Here is a 16439-nt window from a genome sequence, read left to right as displayed (position 1 = left end):
GTTCATCATGGTGATGAAGGTCTTGGCGCCTGGAAAATGCTCATGGATCCAGTCGGATTCCGCCTTCAGGTCTTCAGCGGTCGCGTAGGTGCCCCACCTGCCGGTGGGATCCGGCTCGTCAGTAAGATAGAATCCAAACACATTCGGATTGCCAAGGAAAGGAGTGACTTTCTCGATGAACGATGAGGTCACTCCATCGGCCTCGCCAAGATAAACCAGGGCCTTCGTGCCCTCCGGCAATTCGTCAAGCTGGCTAGCGTATTGAACGTCAGCCAGATTGAAGCCGGCGGTCGCAACTTCGGCAGCGGATCCACCCGATGTATAGTGCAGAGTAGCCATTTATATTCCTTTTTTTTGCGCCCCGCGGTGCCTGCCTACTCGACAGGTATATTAGCTACAAATCACATACCTGCGCCCCTTGATAGAATTTTTGAGATTTTTTCGGAACGGGACGGCGTTCTGCAAGCCGGATCTCGTCGTTCAAACCGCGCGCTGCGGCCAGCGCTGCAAGGCTGCATAGCCTGCCTCTGTAAGGGCATAGACGCCGCGCTCGGCCCTGGCGAACCAGCCATAGACATTGTGAAGCAGGATCTTGGCGGCGCGTGGTGAAATGGCTTTCAAGTCGCGCGGGCGCTTCGGGCCGTCGACCATCGCAGCGGCGCAGGCCAGCGCATCCTGCCGGTAAGCGGTCATTATCGGCGTACGCGAGCCGCCGCCGACTACAGGGTCGCCGCGCCGGCGACGATGCTCGTCCACCAGGCGCGATCTTCGTCTCGGGTCTCGCCGGGGCGGCAAAGCGGCCGGGCTGAGCAGCAATTCGACGTTGCCGGCGGAACCAACCCCCAGAAGCCCGAACCCGAGCCGCCGGCAGAGTGCGCGGAACCGACGGTCATGCTCGCGGCCTTTGCCGCGGGCCGACATCCGCGCCGCCAGCCAGACCTCATCGCATGACGCAGCACGATCGACACCTTGAAGTATGAGTTCGAGGTTGAACTGCAATTTCAATTCGCAGATGACGACCACGGGCGGCTCGCCGTCACGCAGTCCCACGACGTCGCAACCACCAACTTCGCCTTTAACGGTGAATTCAAGGCTCTCAAGAAACCGCTTCACCGGGATGTAAAGAGACGTTTCCTGCATGCCGGAGCCATAGCCGATTCGTGACTGGCTGGCACAGCATCACCGAAGGCATGCCGCTCTGGGGGCAGATTTGCCGCTCGTCGAACGCATGGAAGTGTGGGATGCATTAAGCAGTTCGCTGGGACTGCCCGGCTCGGCCGCTAAGCCCTCAGCCCCCTTGCCTCGCCTCCGCGCTTGCGCGGAACCAGCATGTCCCTGGCCAGGAGGCGGCTTACCCGGCAGAACGCCATGAACGCCCGGCAAGCATCCTCGGTCTCGACCAGGTCGACCGTGGCGCCAAAGCAGGCATTGAACGCGGCCTGATAGACCGGGCCCTGCCGGCGAACCGGCCAGCCTTGCAGGAAATCAAGCGCCTGTTCGACGCTGTAGATTTCCTCGACCGGCAGGCCAGGCGCTGTCGTGATGCGCACCGGCACCTCGAATTGCAATCTGTCCATTCGTGTCTCTCCAGAGCCCGTTCCCCACTTGTTGCTCAGAAATATGTCGTCAGTGCGGACGAACACCCCGGCACGGGCTGGACAGGCACAGGATGAAGCCGCAAGACATGAATATCGCCGGCTTGAGCCCATCGCCGGCAGTTCGTCCTTGAACCTGGCGCCGTCCGGTGCCAAATCTGAGAGACTTTTCGCGCGGGCTCATCAGAAGCCCTTTCTTCCGGCAAGACGGACACAATGGTCACCTATCTCGACGCCGCCACGGCACCACTCAGAAACACCGGCCAGATCCGCCTTTACGGCGAAGAGGGCTTTGACGGCATGCGCAAAGCCTGCGACCTCACCGCACGCTGCCTCGACGAACTGGTGTCGATCGTCGCGCCGGGCGTTACCACTGAAACCATCGACCGCTTCGTCTTCGAATTCGGCATGGATCACGGCGCATTGCCGGCGACGCTCAACTATCGCGGCTACACGAAGTCATCCTGCACCTCGATCAACCACGTCGTCTGCCATGGCATTCCCGACAACAAGCCGTTGAAGGACGGCGACATCGTCAACATCGACGTCACCTACATCCTCCATGGCTGGCACGGCGACTCCTCGCGCATGTATCCGGTGGGCACGATCAAGCGCGCCGCCGAGCGCCTGCTCGAGGTCACGCATGAATGCCTGATGCGCGGCATCGCGGCGATCAGGCCCGGCGCCCGCACCGGCGCCATCGGCGCCGCCATCCAGACCTATGCCGAAGGCGAGCGCTGCTCGGTGGTGCGCGATTTCTGCGGCCACGGCGTCGGCCAGCTCTTTCACGACGCGCCGAACATCCTGCACTATGGCAGCGCCAGCGAGGGCGTCGAGATGCGGCCGGGCATGATCTTCACCGTCGAACCGATGATCAATCTAGGCCGGCCGCACGTAAAAGTGCTGTCGGATGGCTGGACGGCGGTGACACGCGACCGCTCGCTGTCGGCGCAGTACGAGCACACGATCGGCGTCACCGAGACCGGGTGCGAGATTTTCACGCTGTCGCCAAAAAACCTCGACCGCCCGGGCCTGCCGGCATAGTGTCCTGCCGGTATAGTGTTTCGACAAGTCGCGGGCATCTGCCCGGCAAATGCTGGATATGGGCGGCCTATGGGGAAAACCAGCGACGAAGACGCACGCATCTTCTTTCCCGAAAGACCGATAAAATCGCTCGCGAAAGCCAAGTCGGTCGAAAAGCCGCATTATCTCGGTCATCGCGACCGTTTGCGCCAACGGTTCGCGGCCGCGGGTTCCGACGCCCTCCCCGACTACGAATTGCTGGAGCTCTTGCTCTTCCGCCTGATCCCCCGCTCCGACACCAAGCCCGTCGCCAAGGCGCTGCTGGCGCGTTTCGGCACGCTTGCCGAGGTGCTTGGCGCGCCTGTCGCGCGACTTGAAGAGGTCAGGGGTATCGGCCCGGCAGTGGCGCTCGATCTGAAGATCGTTGCCGCGGCCGCCCAACGCGCGGCACGTAGCGAGATCAAAGGCCGCGAGGTCTTGTCGTCCTGGACGCAGGTTCTCGGATACTGCCGGTCGGTAATGGCCTTCGAGGAGCGCGAGCAGTTCCGTATCCTGTTTCTCGACAAGAAGAACGCGCTGATCGCCGACGAGGTGCAGCAGGTCGGCACCGTCGACCACACGCCGGTCTATCCGCGCGAAGTGGTCAAACGCGCGCTCGAACTCTCCGCCACGGCGATCATCTTGGCGCATAATCATCCGTCAGGGGATCCGACGCCGTCGCGCGCCGACATCGAGATGACCAAGCTGGTCATCGAGACGGCCAAACCGCTCGGCATCGCCGTCCACGATCACATCATCATCGGCAAGAAGGGTCATGCCAGCATGAAGGGCCTGCTGCTGATTTGACGCCCGATCTGAGCATGCATCGGCTTCTTGTCGAAAGCGGACGGTCTCGTGTCAAGAAATATCTCCAGGCAGAGAGGGGCGCGCCGCGAGAGCACGGCTACCAACCGCCATCGCGAGCGCGACGACAATCAGAACCGCCGCGACTGCGAACGTGATCCGCATGCCGGCGGCAACGGCCTCGGGGCGCGCCGTTGCGATGTCGATCGTCACTGAGGCGAATGCGAACACGGCGCCCATGGCGGATGCACCGGTGATGAGCCCGAGATTGCGCGACAAATTGAGCAAGCCGGAAATGACGCCCCGCTGGTCCGGGCGGATATCCGACATGACGGCGGTGTTGTTGGCCGTTTGGAACAGCGCATAGCCTGATGTGACGATTGCGATCGGAGCGATGTAGCCAGGGATGCCTGATATTGTCGGCATCATGGATAGAATGAGGCAACCGGCCGCTATCGCGATGAGCCCAATGATGGTCATGCGCCCAGCGCCAAAACGGTCCGCTATGCAACCAGCTGGCACGCCGGTCAGCGCGGCGACAAGCGGACCGACCGACATGACGACGCCAACAAGAGCCGCGTCGAGCCCGAGCGCACGAGACAGATAGAACGGCCCGACCACCAGTGTCGCCATCATCACCGTCGCGACGAGTGCGCTCGTGGCGAGGCTCGTACTCAGCGTCGCATTGCGGAATGCGGCCAATCGGATCAAAGGTGATGTCACCCTCGCCTCCACAAGCACAAAGAAGCCGGCTCCGAAAACGGCTGCCACCAACAGAGCCATGTTGAGCGGACCAAAACTGCCACGCCCGAACGTCATCGCGAGCGCATAGGCGCCAAGCGCCAAGGCAAGCAGCAGCGTGCCCACAACGTCGAAGCCGGCCCGATCCGTCTTCGACCCCCGGCGATCAGCCGGCAGGTAGCGATAGGCGAGAACAAGGGCCAGCAAACCCAATGGCACGTTGAAAAGGAAGATCGCCTGCCAGCCGGATCCGGCAATCAGAAGGCCCCCGAGGGACGGACCGAGAGCGGTGCCGATCGCCGACATCGTTCCGAGCAGCCCCATAGCGCTGCCGGTCCTTGCCTTCGGAACCGTATCACCGACGAAAGCCATGGTGAGGGCCATCATGATGGCCGCCCCCAAGCCCTGCGCCGCCCGCGCGGCGATCAGCAGCCAGAGCGTCGGCGCGACACCACATAGGACCGAAGCCGTCGTGAACAGGAACAGTCCGGCCAGCAACAGCCGCCGGCGACCAATGAGGTCACCGAGCCGTCCAACGCTGACGATCAGGGTGGTCACGGCGAGGAGATAAGCCAGCACGATCCACTGGACTTCCTGGAACGAGGCGTCGAACGCCTGCGCCAAGGTCGGCAAGGCAACATTGGCGATGCTGATGCCGAGCGAGGACAGCAACATTGACAGCGAAAGGCCGGCAAGCGCCCACCGAACCGAAGGTGCTGGTTCCACATTTCCGGTGACTGCCCGTCCTGCATCGATTGGCTTCAATATGAACTCCGTTTTCTGGCGGCTCCGGAAACGGAGCTGGCAGACACGTAGTCCTTTGCCTGACATGGCGGAAGACGCATCATTTGCACTTGATCATTGCGTTTGACGCTATGTCAGATCGTGCCAACCATGCTACGATCCATCTATGCCGCATCCCGATCTCAATCTGCTTGTCACCCTTGATGTGCTGCTGACGGAAGGCAGTGTGGCACGCGCCGCCAAGAGGCTGCGGCTTAGCCCGTCGGCGATGAGCCGGGCGCTGGCGCGATTGCGTGAGACGATCGGCGATCCGCTGTTGGTCAGGGCCGGACGCAGCCTTGTTCCAACACCCCGGGCCCTCGAGCTCCGCGAGCGCGTCGGTCAGCTTGTGGAGGACGCCGAAGCCGTTCTGCGTCCTGTTGAGACGCTCGACCTGAAACGGCTTGTGCGGACCTTCACGCTCAGAAACCAGGACGGCTTTGTTGAGAATTTCGGACCTGATCTCATTGCGCGCGTCGGCGAACAAGCACCGGGCGTGCGGCTGCGTTTTGTACTGAAGCCGGACAAGGACAGCACGCCCCTGCGCGACGGCAGTGTAGACCTGGAAACCGGCGTCGTCGGAAAGGCCACAGGACCGGAGGTGCGCGCGCAAGCGCTGTTCCGTGATCGGGTCGTCGGCGTCGTGCGGATGGGGCATCCCTTATGCGAGTTGACGATCACCCCTGCCCGTTATGCGGCCGGCCGGCACATCCTCCTCTCCCGTCGCGGGCTCGACAGGGGACCGATCGACCACGCGCTTGAGCCGCTAGGGTTGAAACGAGAGATCGTGACGGTCGTCGGCGGTTTTTCGGAAGCTCTGGCTCTGGCGCGCGCCTCGGACCTGATCGCCAGCGTTCCCGAACGATATACGGGGAACCTGCGCGACGGAATGTACTGTTTCCCTCTGCCGGTTCCCCTGCCGGAAATCACGGTTTCACTTTTGTGGCACCCGCGGCTCGATGCCGATCCGGCGCACCGCTGGCTGCGCGGGTGCGTTCGAGACGTTTGCGCCGGAATAACTCACTGGATTTCTTAGTGGGTTGAGGCGAGCGTTGCTGATCCGATCACGGCAACTCGGTGTTGCAGGTGCCGGCGATCTGGCCGACCGCCTCGCTGAATCCGGCAAGGTCGAAATCGGCCTCGCCTCGCCCCGACAGCAGCCCGAACCGCCAGGACAGTTGGAGCCGGTCTGCGGAAACCAATCGCCTGATCCCGTCGGCACCATCCCGAACCAGCCTCCTCCCCCGCGCGCCGACCGACCAGCTTTCGTTGACCTTGCTGGCCTTGTCGACGGTCACCGACACGGTGATGGTCCGGCTGGCGGAGACGGCATCGTTCAACTGCAGCCATTCGCTCCAGCGCGGTTCGCCATTCGCCCGACAGGCAATGGTCAGGATCGGGCTGTAGCTTAAGGTGCCGCCGCCCGTGATGAGCTTGTTGGTCGCATGGAGCGAGGCAGTGACCAGGCCATCGCTGCCGGTGTCGAACTGCCAATTGTCAAGGACGCTGTCGGCCTGGGCGATACCGCAGACCGAGGCGAAGAGGAACGCCGTGGCGACCGCGCCTCCGATGCCGACGAATAATTTCAACGATCCCTCCAACGACCCTGCACTTTGCAACTCGGCGCAGATAATGATCAAAACATCGTATCGCCAGCCGCCAACCGCTGCTTGGGCGCGAATCTGTCGCTTATCGCATCGGTCCGAGAATCGGGATCGATTCTCGGACGCACGATTCGTAGATAGTGAAAATTCGTTCAGAGTTTCTGCGTCCAAGTGGACGCACGTCGCTTTAAGGCGACTATGAAAAAGGATGCCTTGAGGGCGGTCTTTCATAATTCGGCGCAATGCCGTGTTGTTCGGCGCCTTTGGCAGCTTTTTCTTCGCTGCAGCCTTCTTCTTCTTGGGTTCTTCCGCATCATCGCCATTGCGTTTTCGGCTGACCGGAAGACCGCACTAGAATTTCGACGGGAAATCGAGCTATGATGCATTTGGCATTTCCCGGGGCGGCTTCGCGCCCTTGGAATGCCGGGAGGAAACGGGATATGGCCATCGCGCTTGTACTCGTTTTGGTAGTTGTGGGCTCAGTGTTGTTTCACTTCCTGAGCCCATGGTGGTGGACGCCGATTGCCTCTAACTGGGACTATATCGACAACACCATCATCATCACCTTCTGGATCACCGGCGTCGTCTTCGCCGCCGTCGTCCTATTCATGGCCTATTGCGTCTTCCGCTTCCGTCATCGGGAAGGGAACCAGGCGGCATACGAACCCGAGAACAAGCGGCTCGAATGGTGGCTGACGATCGTCACCGCAATCGGGGTCACGGCCATGCTCGTTCCCGGCCTGTTCGTCTGGAACCAGTTCGTCAGCGTCCCAAGCGACGCAACAGTGGTCGAAGTCGTCGGCCAGCAATGGCAATGGAGTTTCCGCCTGCCCGGCAAGGACGGCAAGCTCGGCACATCCGACACCCGCAACGTCAGCCCTGAAAATCCCCTGGGCGTGAACGCCAGTGATGCCAACGGCCAGGACGATGTCGTCGTCGAAGCCGCCGATCTGCATTTGCCGGTCGGCAAGCCGGTCAAGATGCTGCTCCGCTCGATCGACGTGCTGCATGATTTCTATGTCCCTGAATTCCGCGCCAAGATGGACATGATCCCGGGCTCGGTCACCTATTTCTGGTTCACCCCGACCAAGACCGGAACCTTCCAGGTCCTGTGCGCCGAACTTTGCGGCCAGGGGCACCCGTTGATGAATGGCGTGGTCATGGTCGACACGCAGGAAGATTATCTGGCGTGGCTCGGCGAACAGCAGACTTTCGCGCAATTGTCGGCCCCCCAGCAGGTGGGCTCGGCAGACTAGACGCCGGGAAAGACGGCGACGTGGGTTGAAAATTGCGGCAGGGCTCGAAACTGTCGAGTCTGCCGAAAAGGGCACGGAGTGTTCTTATGGTCGATATCACACCTGCAGATGCGGTACCGCCGGCCGAAGTCGCGGAGATGGAACTCTACCATCCGCACAGCTGGTGGACCAAATACGTCTTCTCGCAGGACGCCAAGGTCATCGCCATTCAGTATTCGGCGACGGCCACGGCAATCGGCATGGTGGCGCTGGTGCTGTCCTGGATGATGCGGCTGCAGCTCGGCTTCCCCGGCACGTTCGACTTCATCACCCCGGAAGCCTACTACCAGTTCATCACCATGCACGGCATGATCATGGTGATCTACCTGCTCACAGCACTCTTCCTGGGTGGCTTCGGCAACTACCTGATCCCACTGATGGTCGGCGCACGCGACATGGTCTTTCCCTATGTCAACATGCTGAGCTTCTGGATTTACCTGCTTGCCGTACTCGTTTTGGTGTCGAGCTTCTTTGCGCCCGGCGGACCGACAGGTGCCGGTTGGACGCTCTACCCGCCGCAGGCGATCATGACCGGCACACCAGGCGGCCAGGACTGGGGCATCATCCTGATGCTCGTCTCGCTGATCCTGTTCATCATCGGCTTCACGATGGGCGGCTTGAACTACGTGGTGACGGTGCTGCAGGCCCGCACACGCGGCATGACGCTGATGCGCCTGCCGCTGACCGTCTGGGGTATCTTCACCGCGACCGTCATGGCGCTGCTCGCCTTCCCGGCGCTGTTTGTCGCCTGCGTGATGATGCTGTTCGACCGTGCGCTCGGCACCAGCTTCTTCATGCCGGCGATCGTCGAGATGGGTGAACAATTGCAGCACGGCGGCGGCAGCCCGATCCTGTTCCAGCATCTGTTCTGGTTCTTCGGCCACCCCGAGGTCTACATCGTGGCGCTTCCGGCCTTCGGCATCGTATCCGACCTGATCAGCACCCATGCGCGCAAGAACATCTTCGGCTACCGGATGATGGTCTGGGCCATCGTCGGCATCGGCGCGCTGAGTTTCGTGGTCTGGGCGCACCATATGTATGTCAGCGGCATGCATCCCTATTTCGGCTTCTTCTTCGCCACCACGACATTGATCATTGCCGTCCCGACCGCGATCAAGGTCTACAATTGGGTGCTGACGCTGTGGCGCGGCGACATCCACCTCACCGTGCCGATGCTTTTTGCCCTGGCCTTCATCGTCACCTTCGTCAATGGCGGGCTGACCGGACTGTTTCTCGGCAACGTCGTCGTCGACGTTCCGCTATCGGACACGATGTTCGTCGTTGCCCATTTTCACATGGTCATGGGCGTTGCCCCGATCCTGGTGATCTTCGGGGCGATCTATCACTGGTACCCGAAGGTCACTGGCCGGATGCTGAACGAGGCCATGGGCCAGTTCCATTTCTGGGTCACCTTCCTCGGTGCCTATCTGATTTTCTTTCCCATGCACTACATCGGCCTGATGGGCGTGCCGCGCCGCTACCACGAACTGGCCAACACGGCGGTGATGACCGAGTCGGCCCACGATCTGAACGCGTTCATCAGCATCATGGCGTTCCTCGTCGGCTTTGCCCAGGTCGTGTTCCTGTTCAATCTGATCTGGAGCATCCGCCACGGCCGGGAGGCCGGCGGCAATCCGTGGCGCGCCACGACACTCGAATGGCAGACGCCCGAAACACCGCCCGCCCATGGCAATTTCGGCAAGGAACTGCCGATCGTCTATCGCTGGGCCTATGACTACAGCGTGCCGGGCGCCAAGGAGGATTTTATCCCGCAAAATATGCCGGGCTCCTTCGGATCCTCCAGGGAGCCGGCATGAGCGTCATTCTGGTCTTCCTCCTCGTGATCGCCGGCTTTGCCGGATGGTGGCTTTCCCACCAGCGGCTGATGGCCAAGCCATGGCTCGAGCAAGGTATGATCGGTGATGTCATCGGCCGGGAAGGATCAGCGTTGCCGACCGCCAAGATCGGCCTCGGCGTCTTCCTCGCCGTCGTCGGCTGCCTGTTTGCACTCTTCACCAGCGCCTATTTCATGCGCATGGCGCTGTCGGACTGGCAGGCGCTGCCGCTGCCGCGCGTGCTCTGGTTCAACACCGGCGTGCTGGTCCTGAGCAGCATCGCGCTGCAATGCGCCTCGGTCGCTGCGCGCCGGGGCCAAATCGACACGGTCAGGCTCGGCCTGGTCACGGCCGGGCTCACCGCGCTTGCCTTCCTGATCGGACAGCTTGTGGCATGGCGGGAACTGACCGCCGACGGCTACTTGCTGACCGCCAATCCGGCCAACAGTTTTTTCTACCTGATAACCGGGATGCATGGCCTGCACATCCTGGGAGGGCTGGTGGGTCTGAGCAGAACAACTGCCGGCGCCTGGAACGGAGCACGGCCGGAGCGGCTTCGCCTCAGCGTCGAATTGTGCGCCATGTACTGGCATTTCCTGCTTTTCGTCTGGCTCGCTATTTTCGCGCTTCTGGCCGGCTGGGCCGCGACTTTCATCGAGATTTGCCGACAGTTGCTGACCTAGGAGGGCCGGACGGATGGCAGACACGACACTGACGCATACTGGCCAAGCACAGCCGCGGCCGGCGGGCTTGCAAGGCGTCGCCGCCGACTGGTCTTCGGATCAGCGCGCGTTCAAAAACGTGTCCTGGGGCAAGGCCATGATGTGGATCTTCCTGCTCAGCGACACCTTCGTCTTCGGCTGCTTCCTGCTCTCCTACATGACCGCGCGCATGTCTACCCGAGTGCCGTGGCCCAATCCGAGCGAGGTCTTTGCCCTTCACATTGGCGGCTCGAATATTCCACTGATCCTTATCGCCATCATGACCTTCGTGCTGATCTCGAGCAGCGGAACGATGGCCATGGCGGTGAATTTCGGCTATCGCCACGACCGCCGCAAGACTGCGATCCTCATGCTTTTGACCGCAGCACTCGGCGCGACCTTCGTCGGGATGCAGGCCTTCGAATGGACCAAACTGATCACCGAAGGGGTACGGCCCTGGGGCAATCCGTGGGGTGCGGCGCAGTTCGGATCATCCTTCTTCATGATCACCGGCTTTCACGGCACCCATGTGACGTTCGGGGTGATCTTCCTGATCATCGTGGCGCGAAAGGTCTGGCGCGGCGATTACGACACGGGACGGCCTGGTTTCTTCACCAGCCGCAAGGGCCACTACGAGCACGTCGAGATCATGGGGCTCTACTGGCATTTCGTCGACCTGGTCTGGGTATTCATTTTCGCATTCTTCTATCTTTGGTGAGAAGCAGCATCTTTGAGAGGCAGATATGGCTGAGGTAACCGCAAACGGCCTGGCGCAGCACACGCTTCACGGAGCTCAAGCGCATGATCCGACGGCGATCGGCACCGCCCCCGCGGAAGTTCATCAGGAGCACCCGATCAAGCTCTATCTGGTGGTCTGGGCATGGCTGTTCATCCTCAGCGCCTGCTCCTATCTGGTCGATTATGTCGGCCTCCAAGGCTATCTCAGATGGTCGCTGATCCTGATCTTCATGATGCTCAAGGCCGGGCTGATCGTCGCGGTCTTCATGCACATGGCCTGGGAACGGCTGGCGCTGACATATGCGATCATGTTGCCGCCGATATTGGTGCTGGTGTTCGTGGCAATGATGGTCTTCGAATCGGATTACACGCTTCTCACCCGGACGGTGTTTTTTGGGGCCGAGCCCTGACGCGCATCCGGGTACAGGGCTTCGGCAGCATGTCCACCAAGAGCCGGAGATGCCATTTGCGGCCCGCTCTGCGTTGCCTTGAAACAATCGACAGCTGGCCCATTTTTGTTGGTAGGGAAACGACGGAAGCAAAATGATTGCCCTCGTCTCCACATGCGTCGCGAACTCCAGCGAGGGAGGCTCAAGATGACGATCGCAAACAGACTGAAGGACTTTATCGACGAGAAAGGAATTTCTTACGACACCGTCGAGCACCACCGCACTTCGACAAGCAGGCAGTCCGCCATAGCGGCGCATGTGCCCGGCAGCATAATGGCCAAATCGGTGGTCGTTCACCACGACGGTGGCTATGCGCTGGCCGTGGTGCCCAGCACGCACAGGATCGAGCTCGGCACGTTGCAGGACGTCATGGACCAGCGCATCGGACTCGCCTCCGAAGACGAGGTGGTTTCGCTCTTCGAGGATTGCGACACCGGCGCCATCCCGCCGATCGGCGCGGCCTACGATGTGCCGGTGATCCTCGATGAAAGCCTAGGCAATGCCGCCGACATCTATTTCGAGGGCGGTGACCACAGGACGCTCGTGCATGTCAGCGGCAAGGATTTCCGCAACCTGACCAGCGACGCACAACAAGCCCGCTTTAGCTACCCGGCTTACTGAAGGCTCAGCCCTTGCCGTACCGGCGCGCTCGCCGGTGCGGCAAGGCAGGATTTTTTCAGCTCGCCGGTTTGGTGGAAGCCGGCGCTTCCACAACTTTGCGATAGACGTGCCAGGTGGCGTGACCGAGGATCGGCAGCACGACCGCCAACCCGGCAAACACCGGCAGCGAGCCTATGATCAGGGCGACGGCGACGATCAGGCCCCACACTGCCATCACGATCGGGTTCGCCAGGACCACGCGCACCGAGGTGTGGATGGCTTCATAGGCGCCGACGTCGCGGTCGAGCAACAACGGGAACGCGACGACCGTGGTGCACAATACGACCGCGGCGAAGACGAAGCCGATGGCGTGGCCCAGGATAATCAGCGTCCAGCCGCGTCCGGTGGCGAATATTTCACTAATGAAGCTGGAGAGCGATTCCGGCGGGGCCGGGCCGAACACCTGCTGGTAAAATATCTGCGCGGTCAAAAGCCAGGCGATGAAGATCGCAAGCAGCATGATCCCGACCGCCGCGATGGCCGGCAGCGCCGGAGAATTCCTGACCTCGAAAGCGTGGCCCCAGGAGGCGTCGAGTCCGGCTTCCCGCCTGCGGCTGATCTCATACAGCCCGATCGCCGCGAATGGACCGATCAGCGCAAAACCTGACACCAGCGGAAACAACAGCGGCAACGCATTGTTGCCCGACGTCCAGACAGCGAGCACGACGCCGACAAGCGGATAGATCAGGCAGAGGAAAACGATATGCGACGGTTTGACCATAAAATCGTCGACCCCTCGCTTGAGCGCGTCGAAAAGGTCGGAAACGCCGATCTTTCGAATTCTGGTGTGCTCCAGCGTCTCGCTGGCGCCTGCAATCACGTGAAAACTTGCCATGACCATTCCTCCAGACCAGGTCCGGTAAGGTCGCGATTCCACGGTGCTGCCGTTCAGCGTAACTGGCCACGCAAAACCGCGACCTGCACCATGGTCAACATACGCTCTTGCATGGGATTTGTCGCCGCCCTTTGTCTGAGGGGACGGCTCCGGTGATCCGGCTAGCTCTAATGGCCTTTCTTCGATATTCTCCAAGCCGGGTTGAAGGGTGAAGGTTATGGATGGAAAGACCGTTCTCATGCTTGGCCTTGGCGTAGTTATTCTGCTGTTGCTGGGGTTCTGCGCAGTGCCAACGTGAGGTTTGAGCAGGTCCGGGGGCGGACCTCGTTCAGCAATCGCCGATTGGCCGTCTCAACCCGGCAAGCAACCAAGAATCAGGATTCGATGCAACCACGAGGCAGGTCAATTTCCGGCTGACATGACGATACGCATTGCAATGGTATCGGCAAGCAGCACGGCAAAGATCGCGAAAAGATAGAAAATCGAATAGGCAAACAGCGCCTTTGCGCGTTTCATCTTCCACCCTTCAACCCACCTTTTGTCGATCAGAAGCTTCCGGGCATGCCAGATGAAACCCGCGCCCAATGCGGCCGAAGCGAGCCCGTACAGTCCGCTCGCGAATCCAAAAGCCCAAGGGAGCACGCCGATTGGTGCCAGGATCAGTGAATAGACGAAGATTTGTTTTCTGGTCGAAGCCTGGCCGGCCACGTTCGGCATCATGGGAATGCCGGCGGCAGCATAGTCGCCGATCTTGAACAGCGCTAGCGCCCAGAAATGCGGCGGCGTCCAGAGGAAAATGATCAGAAACAGGATGAGACTTTCAGCCCCGACGGCGCCGGTGGCCGCCGCCCATCCGATCATCGGAGGAAGGGCACCCGCGGCGCCGCCTATGACAATATTCTGCGGCGTCGAGCGTTTCAGCCACATCGTGTAGATCACGACATAGAAGAAGATGGTGAAGGCCAGCAGCGATGCGGCAAGCCACCCCACCAGCACGCCGAGCGTCATGACCGAAAGCACGGAAAGCACCAGGCCAAAGCCGAGAGCTTCGCCTGGCATGACCCGGCCTGACGGGATCGGCCGCTTTGATGTGCGCGACATCAGCGCATCAATATCGGCATCGTACCACATGTTGAGTGCCCCGGCCGCTCCCGCTCCAACCGCAATTGCGCCAATTGCAATCACGGCGATGACCGGATTCATCGCCCCAGGCGCCACCATCAGCCCGACGAAAGCGGTAAAAACAGCAAGCGCCATGACGCGTGGTTTCAGAAGCGCGAAGAAATCGCTGACTGTCGCTTCCGAGATGCGGATACCGGTATCCTTGAGGCCGCTTTCCCGAGCCGACATTTCAGGGGACCACCGATTGGGGCAGGCAATCTGGCCGGCCCATCGGCCGGCTGAAGAACCGGGTCATTTGGAGAATTGCTTCAGGTACGCGATGACGTTGGCAAGGTCCTCGTCCTTCTTGAGGCCGGCAAACGCCATCTTCGTACCTTTGATCTTGGCCTTGGGATCGCGAAGGTAGTCTGTCAGCGTGGCGTCGTCCCATTTGACGCCGGATGCACCCGCCTCGGTCATGGGTTTGGAATACTTGAACCCCGGATGCGTGCCGGCCGTCCGGCCGATAACGCCGTTCAACGACGGACCGATCTTGTTCGTGTCCTTGTCCACGACGTGGCAGGCCTTGCATTTGGCGAAGACCTTCTCACCCGCGGCGGCGTCCTGCGCCTGGGATTGGCTCGTAACTAAGATCGCAACGGATACGGTAGCGAAAAACGCGATTGCACGCATGGCATTTCCTCCCCGATCGCCAAATCTGCCTTGGACGATCTGCGCGCGCAGACTTTCGCCGGCATGCGCCCCTTGCACGAACAGAGCGGAATATCCGCGTCCCCCGCATGGAATTGCGGCATCTACATACCACAGAATCTGGCCGGCAGATAGAAGAAGTCGACCAGCCAGATTGCCCCCGAAGCGACGGGCGGCTCGAGCGGCGTCGGGGCGCGGTCGGAACGCATACCGGGTAAAGGCGTTAGACCAGCTACGGTTAAGCATCTGGAAGATCAAAGATTAGAGAAGCGTCCATGAACGACGGGAGCGTCCTGGAGGTGCGCCACGGCACCCTCACGATCGATGGCGACACGGTCTTTTACAGAGAGGCAGGCCCTGAAGCCGCGCCGGCGTTGCTGCTTCCGCATGGTTATCCCTGCTCATCCTTCCAATATCGCCGGCTGATGCCGGCGCTCGCCGATCGGTGGCGGACGGTTGCGCCGGACTTCCCCGGCTTTGGCTACAGTGGAACTCCCGATCCGGCACGGTTCGGTTATGATTTTGACGCTTACGCGACTTTTCTGGAGCGGTTCACCGACGCGCTGGGGCTCGGCAGCTACGCGCTGTGGCTGCACGACTACGGCTCGCAGATCGGCCTGCGGCACGCCATAGCGCATCCATCGCGGATCAGGGCCCTCATAATCCAGAATGGCGACATCTACGCGGATGCTCTTGGCCCCAAATACGAAACGATCCGACGTTTCTGGCGGGATCCCTCACCAGCGAACCGCGCGCCGCTCGAAAAGGCGGTGAGCGAGGACGGCTTTCGCGCCGAGTTCGTCGGCGAAGTCGATGACGACGTCGCTCGACGTGTCCCGCCCGATCTGTGGAAATTGCATTGGCCGCTGATGGATACGCCGGTGCGCCGTGCGCTTTCAGTCGGACTGATGGAGAAGCTCAAGGCTAATCTCGACTGGTTCCCTCGTTACCAGGGATACCTGCGCGAGCAGCGGCCGCCGGCAATGATCCTTTGGGGACCGAAGGACGAATACATGCCTGAGCCGGCAGCGCGCGCCTATCTGCGCGATCTCCCCGAGGCCGAGCTGCATTTGCTGAACGACGCCGGACACTGGCTGCTGGAGACCCATTTCGAGGTCGCCCTGCCGCTGGTGCGACGGTTTCTCGGCGAGGTCCTGCATTAATCGCCCGCACAGAGGAGCACTTCATGACCGACAACGCCACAATTGCCCGGATCTGGCGGGGAAGGACACGCCGTGATCTGGCAGACGCCTACGAGCCCTATCTACGCCGCGAAGGCATTCCGCCGCTTCAGGAGAAGGCACTTGGCTTGCAATTGTTTCGCGAAGATCGCGAAGAAGAAACGGAGTTCGTGACCATCTCGTACTGGCCAGACGTCGAAGCCATGGCGAGCTTCACCGGCGGCGACCCGCATAAGATCCACCACCTGCCGCGTGACGAAGAGTTTCTCATTGAACTGCCCAAGCGAGTGACCGTGATGCGGATCCTCGTCAGTCAATTGCCTCGCGACTAGGGCGGCGGCCTT

18 protein-coding genes and 1 pseudogene are annotated in these 16439 nt (G+C 61.1%); 11 read left to right on the top strand and 8 right to left on the bottom strand.

Annotated elements, in window-relative coordinates; translation table 11 throughout:
• The 3 genes and pseudogenes from ACWTU7_RS27105 to ACWTU7_RS27095 all read right to left on the bottom strand — a co-directional run.
• A pseudogene (locus tag ACWTU7_RS27105) lies at window positions 1-339 on the bottom strand (calcium-binding protein); the annotation flags it as partial.
• Between the two features lie 141 nt (window positions 340-480).
• Window positions 481-1140: a DUF2161 domain-containing phosphodiesterase gene (locus tag ACWTU7_RS27100; RefSeq protein WP_455840922.1), complete on the bottom strand. Its 660-nt coding sequence runs from the start codon at window positions 1138-1140 to the stop codon at window positions 481-483.
• A gap of 140 nt (window positions 1141-1280) precedes the next feature.
• The gene (locus ACWTU7_RS27095; protein ID WP_455840921.1) at window positions 1281-1577 is read right to left on the bottom strand and encodes a DUF982 domain-containing protein; all 297 of its coding nucleotides are present in this window, start codon (window positions 1575-1577) and stop codon (window positions 1281-1283) included.
• A gap of 234 nt (window positions 1578-1811) precedes the next feature.
• On the opposite strand from ACWTU7_RS27095, the gene map reads away from it, so the two are divergent.
• Window positions 1812-2639 (top strand): type I methionyl aminopeptidase, encoded by an 828-nt coding sequence (gene map / locus ACWTU7_RS27090; protein ID WP_455840920.1) that lies wholly within the window; start codon window positions 1812-1814, stop codon window positions 2637-2639.
• 69 nt (window positions 2640-2708) lie between these two features.
• Window positions 2709-3464: a RadC family protein gene (gene radC / locus ACWTU7_RS27085; protein ID WP_455840919.1), complete on the top strand. Its 756-nt coding sequence runs from the start codon at window positions 2709-2711 to the stop codon at window positions 3462-3464.
• A 51-nt stretch (window positions 3465-3515) separates the two neighbouring features.
• Here the strand turns inward: radC and ACWTU7_RS27080 are convergent, their stop codons facing one another.
• Window positions 3516-4967 (bottom strand): MFS transporter, encoded by a 1452-nt coding sequence (locus tag ACWTU7_RS27080; protein ID WP_455840918.1) that lies wholly within the window; start codon window positions 4965-4967, stop codon window positions 3516-3518.
• 145 nt (window positions 4968-5112) lie between these two features.
• On the opposite strand from ACWTU7_RS27080, the gene ACWTU7_RS27075 reads away from it, so the two are divergent.
• Entirely contained in the window at window positions 5113-6021 is a 909-nt protein-coding gene (locus ACWTU7_RS27075) for a LysR family transcriptional regulator (protein WP_455840917.1), read from the top strand.
• A gap of 28 nt (window positions 6022-6049) precedes the next feature.
• Here the strand turns inward: ACWTU7_RS27075 and ACWTU7_RS27070 are convergent, their stop codons facing one another.
• Window positions 6050-6574, bottom strand: coding sequence for a hypothetical protein (locus ACWTU7_RS27070; protein ID WP_455840916.1), 525 nt, complete (start codon window positions 6572-6574; stop codon window positions 6050-6052).
• Between the two features lie 455 nt (window positions 6575-7029).
• Here ACWTU7_RS27070 and coxB point away from each other — a divergent pair, with 455 nt between their 5' ends.
• From coxB to ACWTU7_RS27040, 6 genes are all read left to right on the top strand, one after another.
• Window positions 7030-7845: a cytochrome c oxidase subunit II gene (coxB, locus tag ACWTU7_RS27065; RefSeq protein WP_455840915.1), complete on the top strand. Its 816-nt coding sequence runs from the start codon at window positions 7030-7032 to the stop codon at window positions 7843-7845.
• 86 nt (window positions 7846-7931) lie between these two features.
• Window positions 7932-9701 carry a cytochrome c oxidase subunit I gene (gene ctaD, locus ACWTU7_RS27060; RefSeq protein WP_455840914.1) on the top strand — a complete coding sequence of 590 codons (1770 nt, stop codon included), beginning with the start codon at window positions 7932-7934 and terminating at the stop codon, window positions 9699-9701.
• Complete coding sequence (locus ACWTU7_RS27055; RefSeq protein ID WP_455840913.1) at window positions 9698-10402, top strand: cytochrome c oxidase subunit 3; 705 nt, start codon at window positions 9698-9700, stop codon at window positions 10400-10402. The genes ctaD and ACWTU7_RS27055 overlap by 4 nt, the downstream gene beginning before the upstream one ends.
• Before the next feature lie 13 nt (window positions 10403-10415).
• Window positions 10416-11138, top strand: coding sequence for a heme-copper oxidase subunit III family protein (locus tag ACWTU7_RS27050; protein ID WP_127319098.1), 723 nt, complete (start codon window positions 10416-10418; stop codon window positions 11136-11138).
• 25 nt (window positions 11139-11163) lie between these two features.
• Entirely contained in the window at window positions 11164-11568 is a 405-nt protein-coding gene (locus ACWTU7_RS27045; protein WP_455840912.1) for a cytochrome C oxidase subunit IV family protein, read from the top strand.
• A gap of 186 nt (window positions 11569-11754) precedes the next feature.
• A complete protein-coding gene (locus ACWTU7_RS27040; RefSeq protein ID WP_065007814.1) occupies window positions 11755-12228 on the top strand; it encodes an aminoacyl-tRNA deacylase in 474 nt (157 codons plus the stop codon).
• Between the two features lie 55 nt (window positions 12229-12283).
• Here ACWTU7_RS27040 and ACWTU7_RS27035 read toward each other — a convergent pair whose 3' ends face one another.
• The 3 genes from ACWTU7_RS27035 to ACWTU7_RS27025 form a co-directional block, all read right to left on the bottom strand.
• Entirely contained in the window at window positions 12284-13102 is an 819-nt protein-coding gene (locus tag ACWTU7_RS27035; protein ID WP_455840911.1) for a DUF2189 domain-containing protein, read from the bottom strand.
• A gap of 402 nt (window positions 13103-13504) precedes the next feature.
• The gene (locus ACWTU7_RS27030) at window positions 13505-14452 is read right to left on the bottom strand and encodes a heme o synthase (RefSeq protein WP_455840910.1); all 948 of its coding nucleotides are present in this window, start codon (window positions 14450-14452) and stop codon (window positions 13505-13507) included.
• A gap of 63 nt (window positions 14453-14515) precedes the next feature.
• Window positions 14516-14896, bottom strand: a complete 381-nt coding sequence (locus tag ACWTU7_RS27025; protein WP_287339036.1) for a c-type cytochrome — start codon at window positions 14894-14896, stop codon at window positions 14516-14518.
• A gap of 293 nt (window positions 14897-15189) precedes the next feature.
• On the opposite strand from ACWTU7_RS27025, the gene ACWTU7_RS27020 reads away from it, so the two are divergent.
• Together ACWTU7_RS27020 and ACWTU7_RS27015 are read left to right on the top strand one after the other, a co-directional pair.
• The gene (locus ACWTU7_RS27020) at window positions 15190-16077 is read left to right on the top strand and encodes an alpha/beta fold hydrolase (protein ID WP_455840909.1); all 888 of its coding nucleotides are present in this window, start codon (window positions 15190-15192) and stop codon (window positions 16075-16077) included.
• Window positions 16078-16100: 23 nt separating this feature from the next.
• Entirely contained in the window at window positions 16101-16427 is a 327-nt protein-coding gene (locus ACWTU7_RS27015; RefSeq protein WP_287088406.1) for an antibiotic biosynthesis monooxygenase family protein, read from the top strand.
• Window positions 16428-16439 lie beyond the last annotated feature (12 nt).

The organism is Mesorhizobium sp. BHscii (genome assembly GCF_053848065.1).
This window is presented reverse-complemented; position numbering and strand designations above follow the sequence as displayed.

Excerpts from the sequence above, each read along its gene's own strand:
- ACWTU7_RS27100 (WP_455840922.1), bottom strand. The coding sequence starts at position 1,140 with ATGCAGGAAACGTCTCTTTACATCCCGGTGAAGCGGTTTCTTGAGAGC.
- ACWTU7_RS27095 (WP_455840921.1), bottom strand. The coding sequence starts at position 1,577 with ATGGACAGATTGCAATTCGAGGTGCCGGTGCGCATCACGACAGCGCCT.
- map (WP_455840920.1), top strand. The coding sequence starts at position 1,812 with ATGGTCACCTATCTCGACGCCGCCACGGCACCACTCAGAAACACCGGC.
- radC (WP_455840919.1), top strand. The coding sequence starts at position 2,709 with ATGGGGAAAACCAGCGACGAAGACGCACGCATCTTCTTTCCCGAAAGA.
- ACWTU7_RS27075 (WP_455840917.1), top strand. The coding sequence starts at position 5,113 with ATGCCGCATCCCGATCTCAATCTGCTTGTCACCCTTGATGTGCTGCTG.
- coxB (WP_455840915.1), top strand. The coding sequence starts at position 7,030 with ATGGCCATCGCGCTTGTACTCGTTTTGGTAGTTGTGGGCTCAGTGTTG.
- ctaD (WP_455840914.1), top strand. The coding sequence starts at position 7,932 with ATGGTCGATATCACACCTGCAGATGCGGTACCGCCGGCCGAAGTCGCG.
- ACWTU7_RS27055 (WP_455840913.1), top strand. The coding sequence starts at position 9,698 with ATGAGCGTCATTCTGGTCTTCCTCCTCGTGATCGCCGGCTTTGCCGGA.
- ACWTU7_RS27050 (WP_127319098.1), top strand. The coding sequence starts at position 10,416 with ATGGCAGACACGACACTGACGCATACTGGCCAAGCACAGCCGCGGCCG.
- ACWTU7_RS27045 (WP_455840912.1), top strand. The coding sequence starts at position 11,164 with ATGGCTGAGGTAACCGCAAACGGCCTGGCGCAGCACACGCTTCACGGA.
- ACWTU7_RS27040 (WP_065007814.1), top strand. The coding sequence starts at position 11,755 with ATGACGATCGCAAACAGACTGAAGGACTTTATCGACGAGAAAGGAATT.
- ACWTU7_RS27035 (WP_455840911.1), bottom strand. The coding sequence starts at position 13,102 with ATGGCAAGTTTTCACGTGATTGCAGGCGCCAGCGAGACGCTGGAGCAC.
- ACWTU7_RS27030 (WP_455840910.1), bottom strand. The coding sequence starts at position 14,452 with ATGTCGGCTCGGGAAAGCGGCCTCAAGGATACCGGTATCCGCATCTCG.
- ACWTU7_RS27025 (WP_287339036.1), bottom strand. The coding sequence starts at position 14,896 with ATGCGTGCAATCGCGTTTTTCGCTACCGTATCCGTTGCGATCTTAGTT.
- ACWTU7_RS27020 (WP_455840909.1), top strand. The coding sequence starts at position 15,190 with ATGAACGACGGGAGCGTCCTGGAGGTGCGCCACGGCACCCTCACGATC.
- ACWTU7_RS27015 (WP_287088406.1), top strand. The coding sequence starts at position 16,101 with ATGACCGACAACGCCACAATTGCCCGGATCTGGCGGGGAAGGACACGC.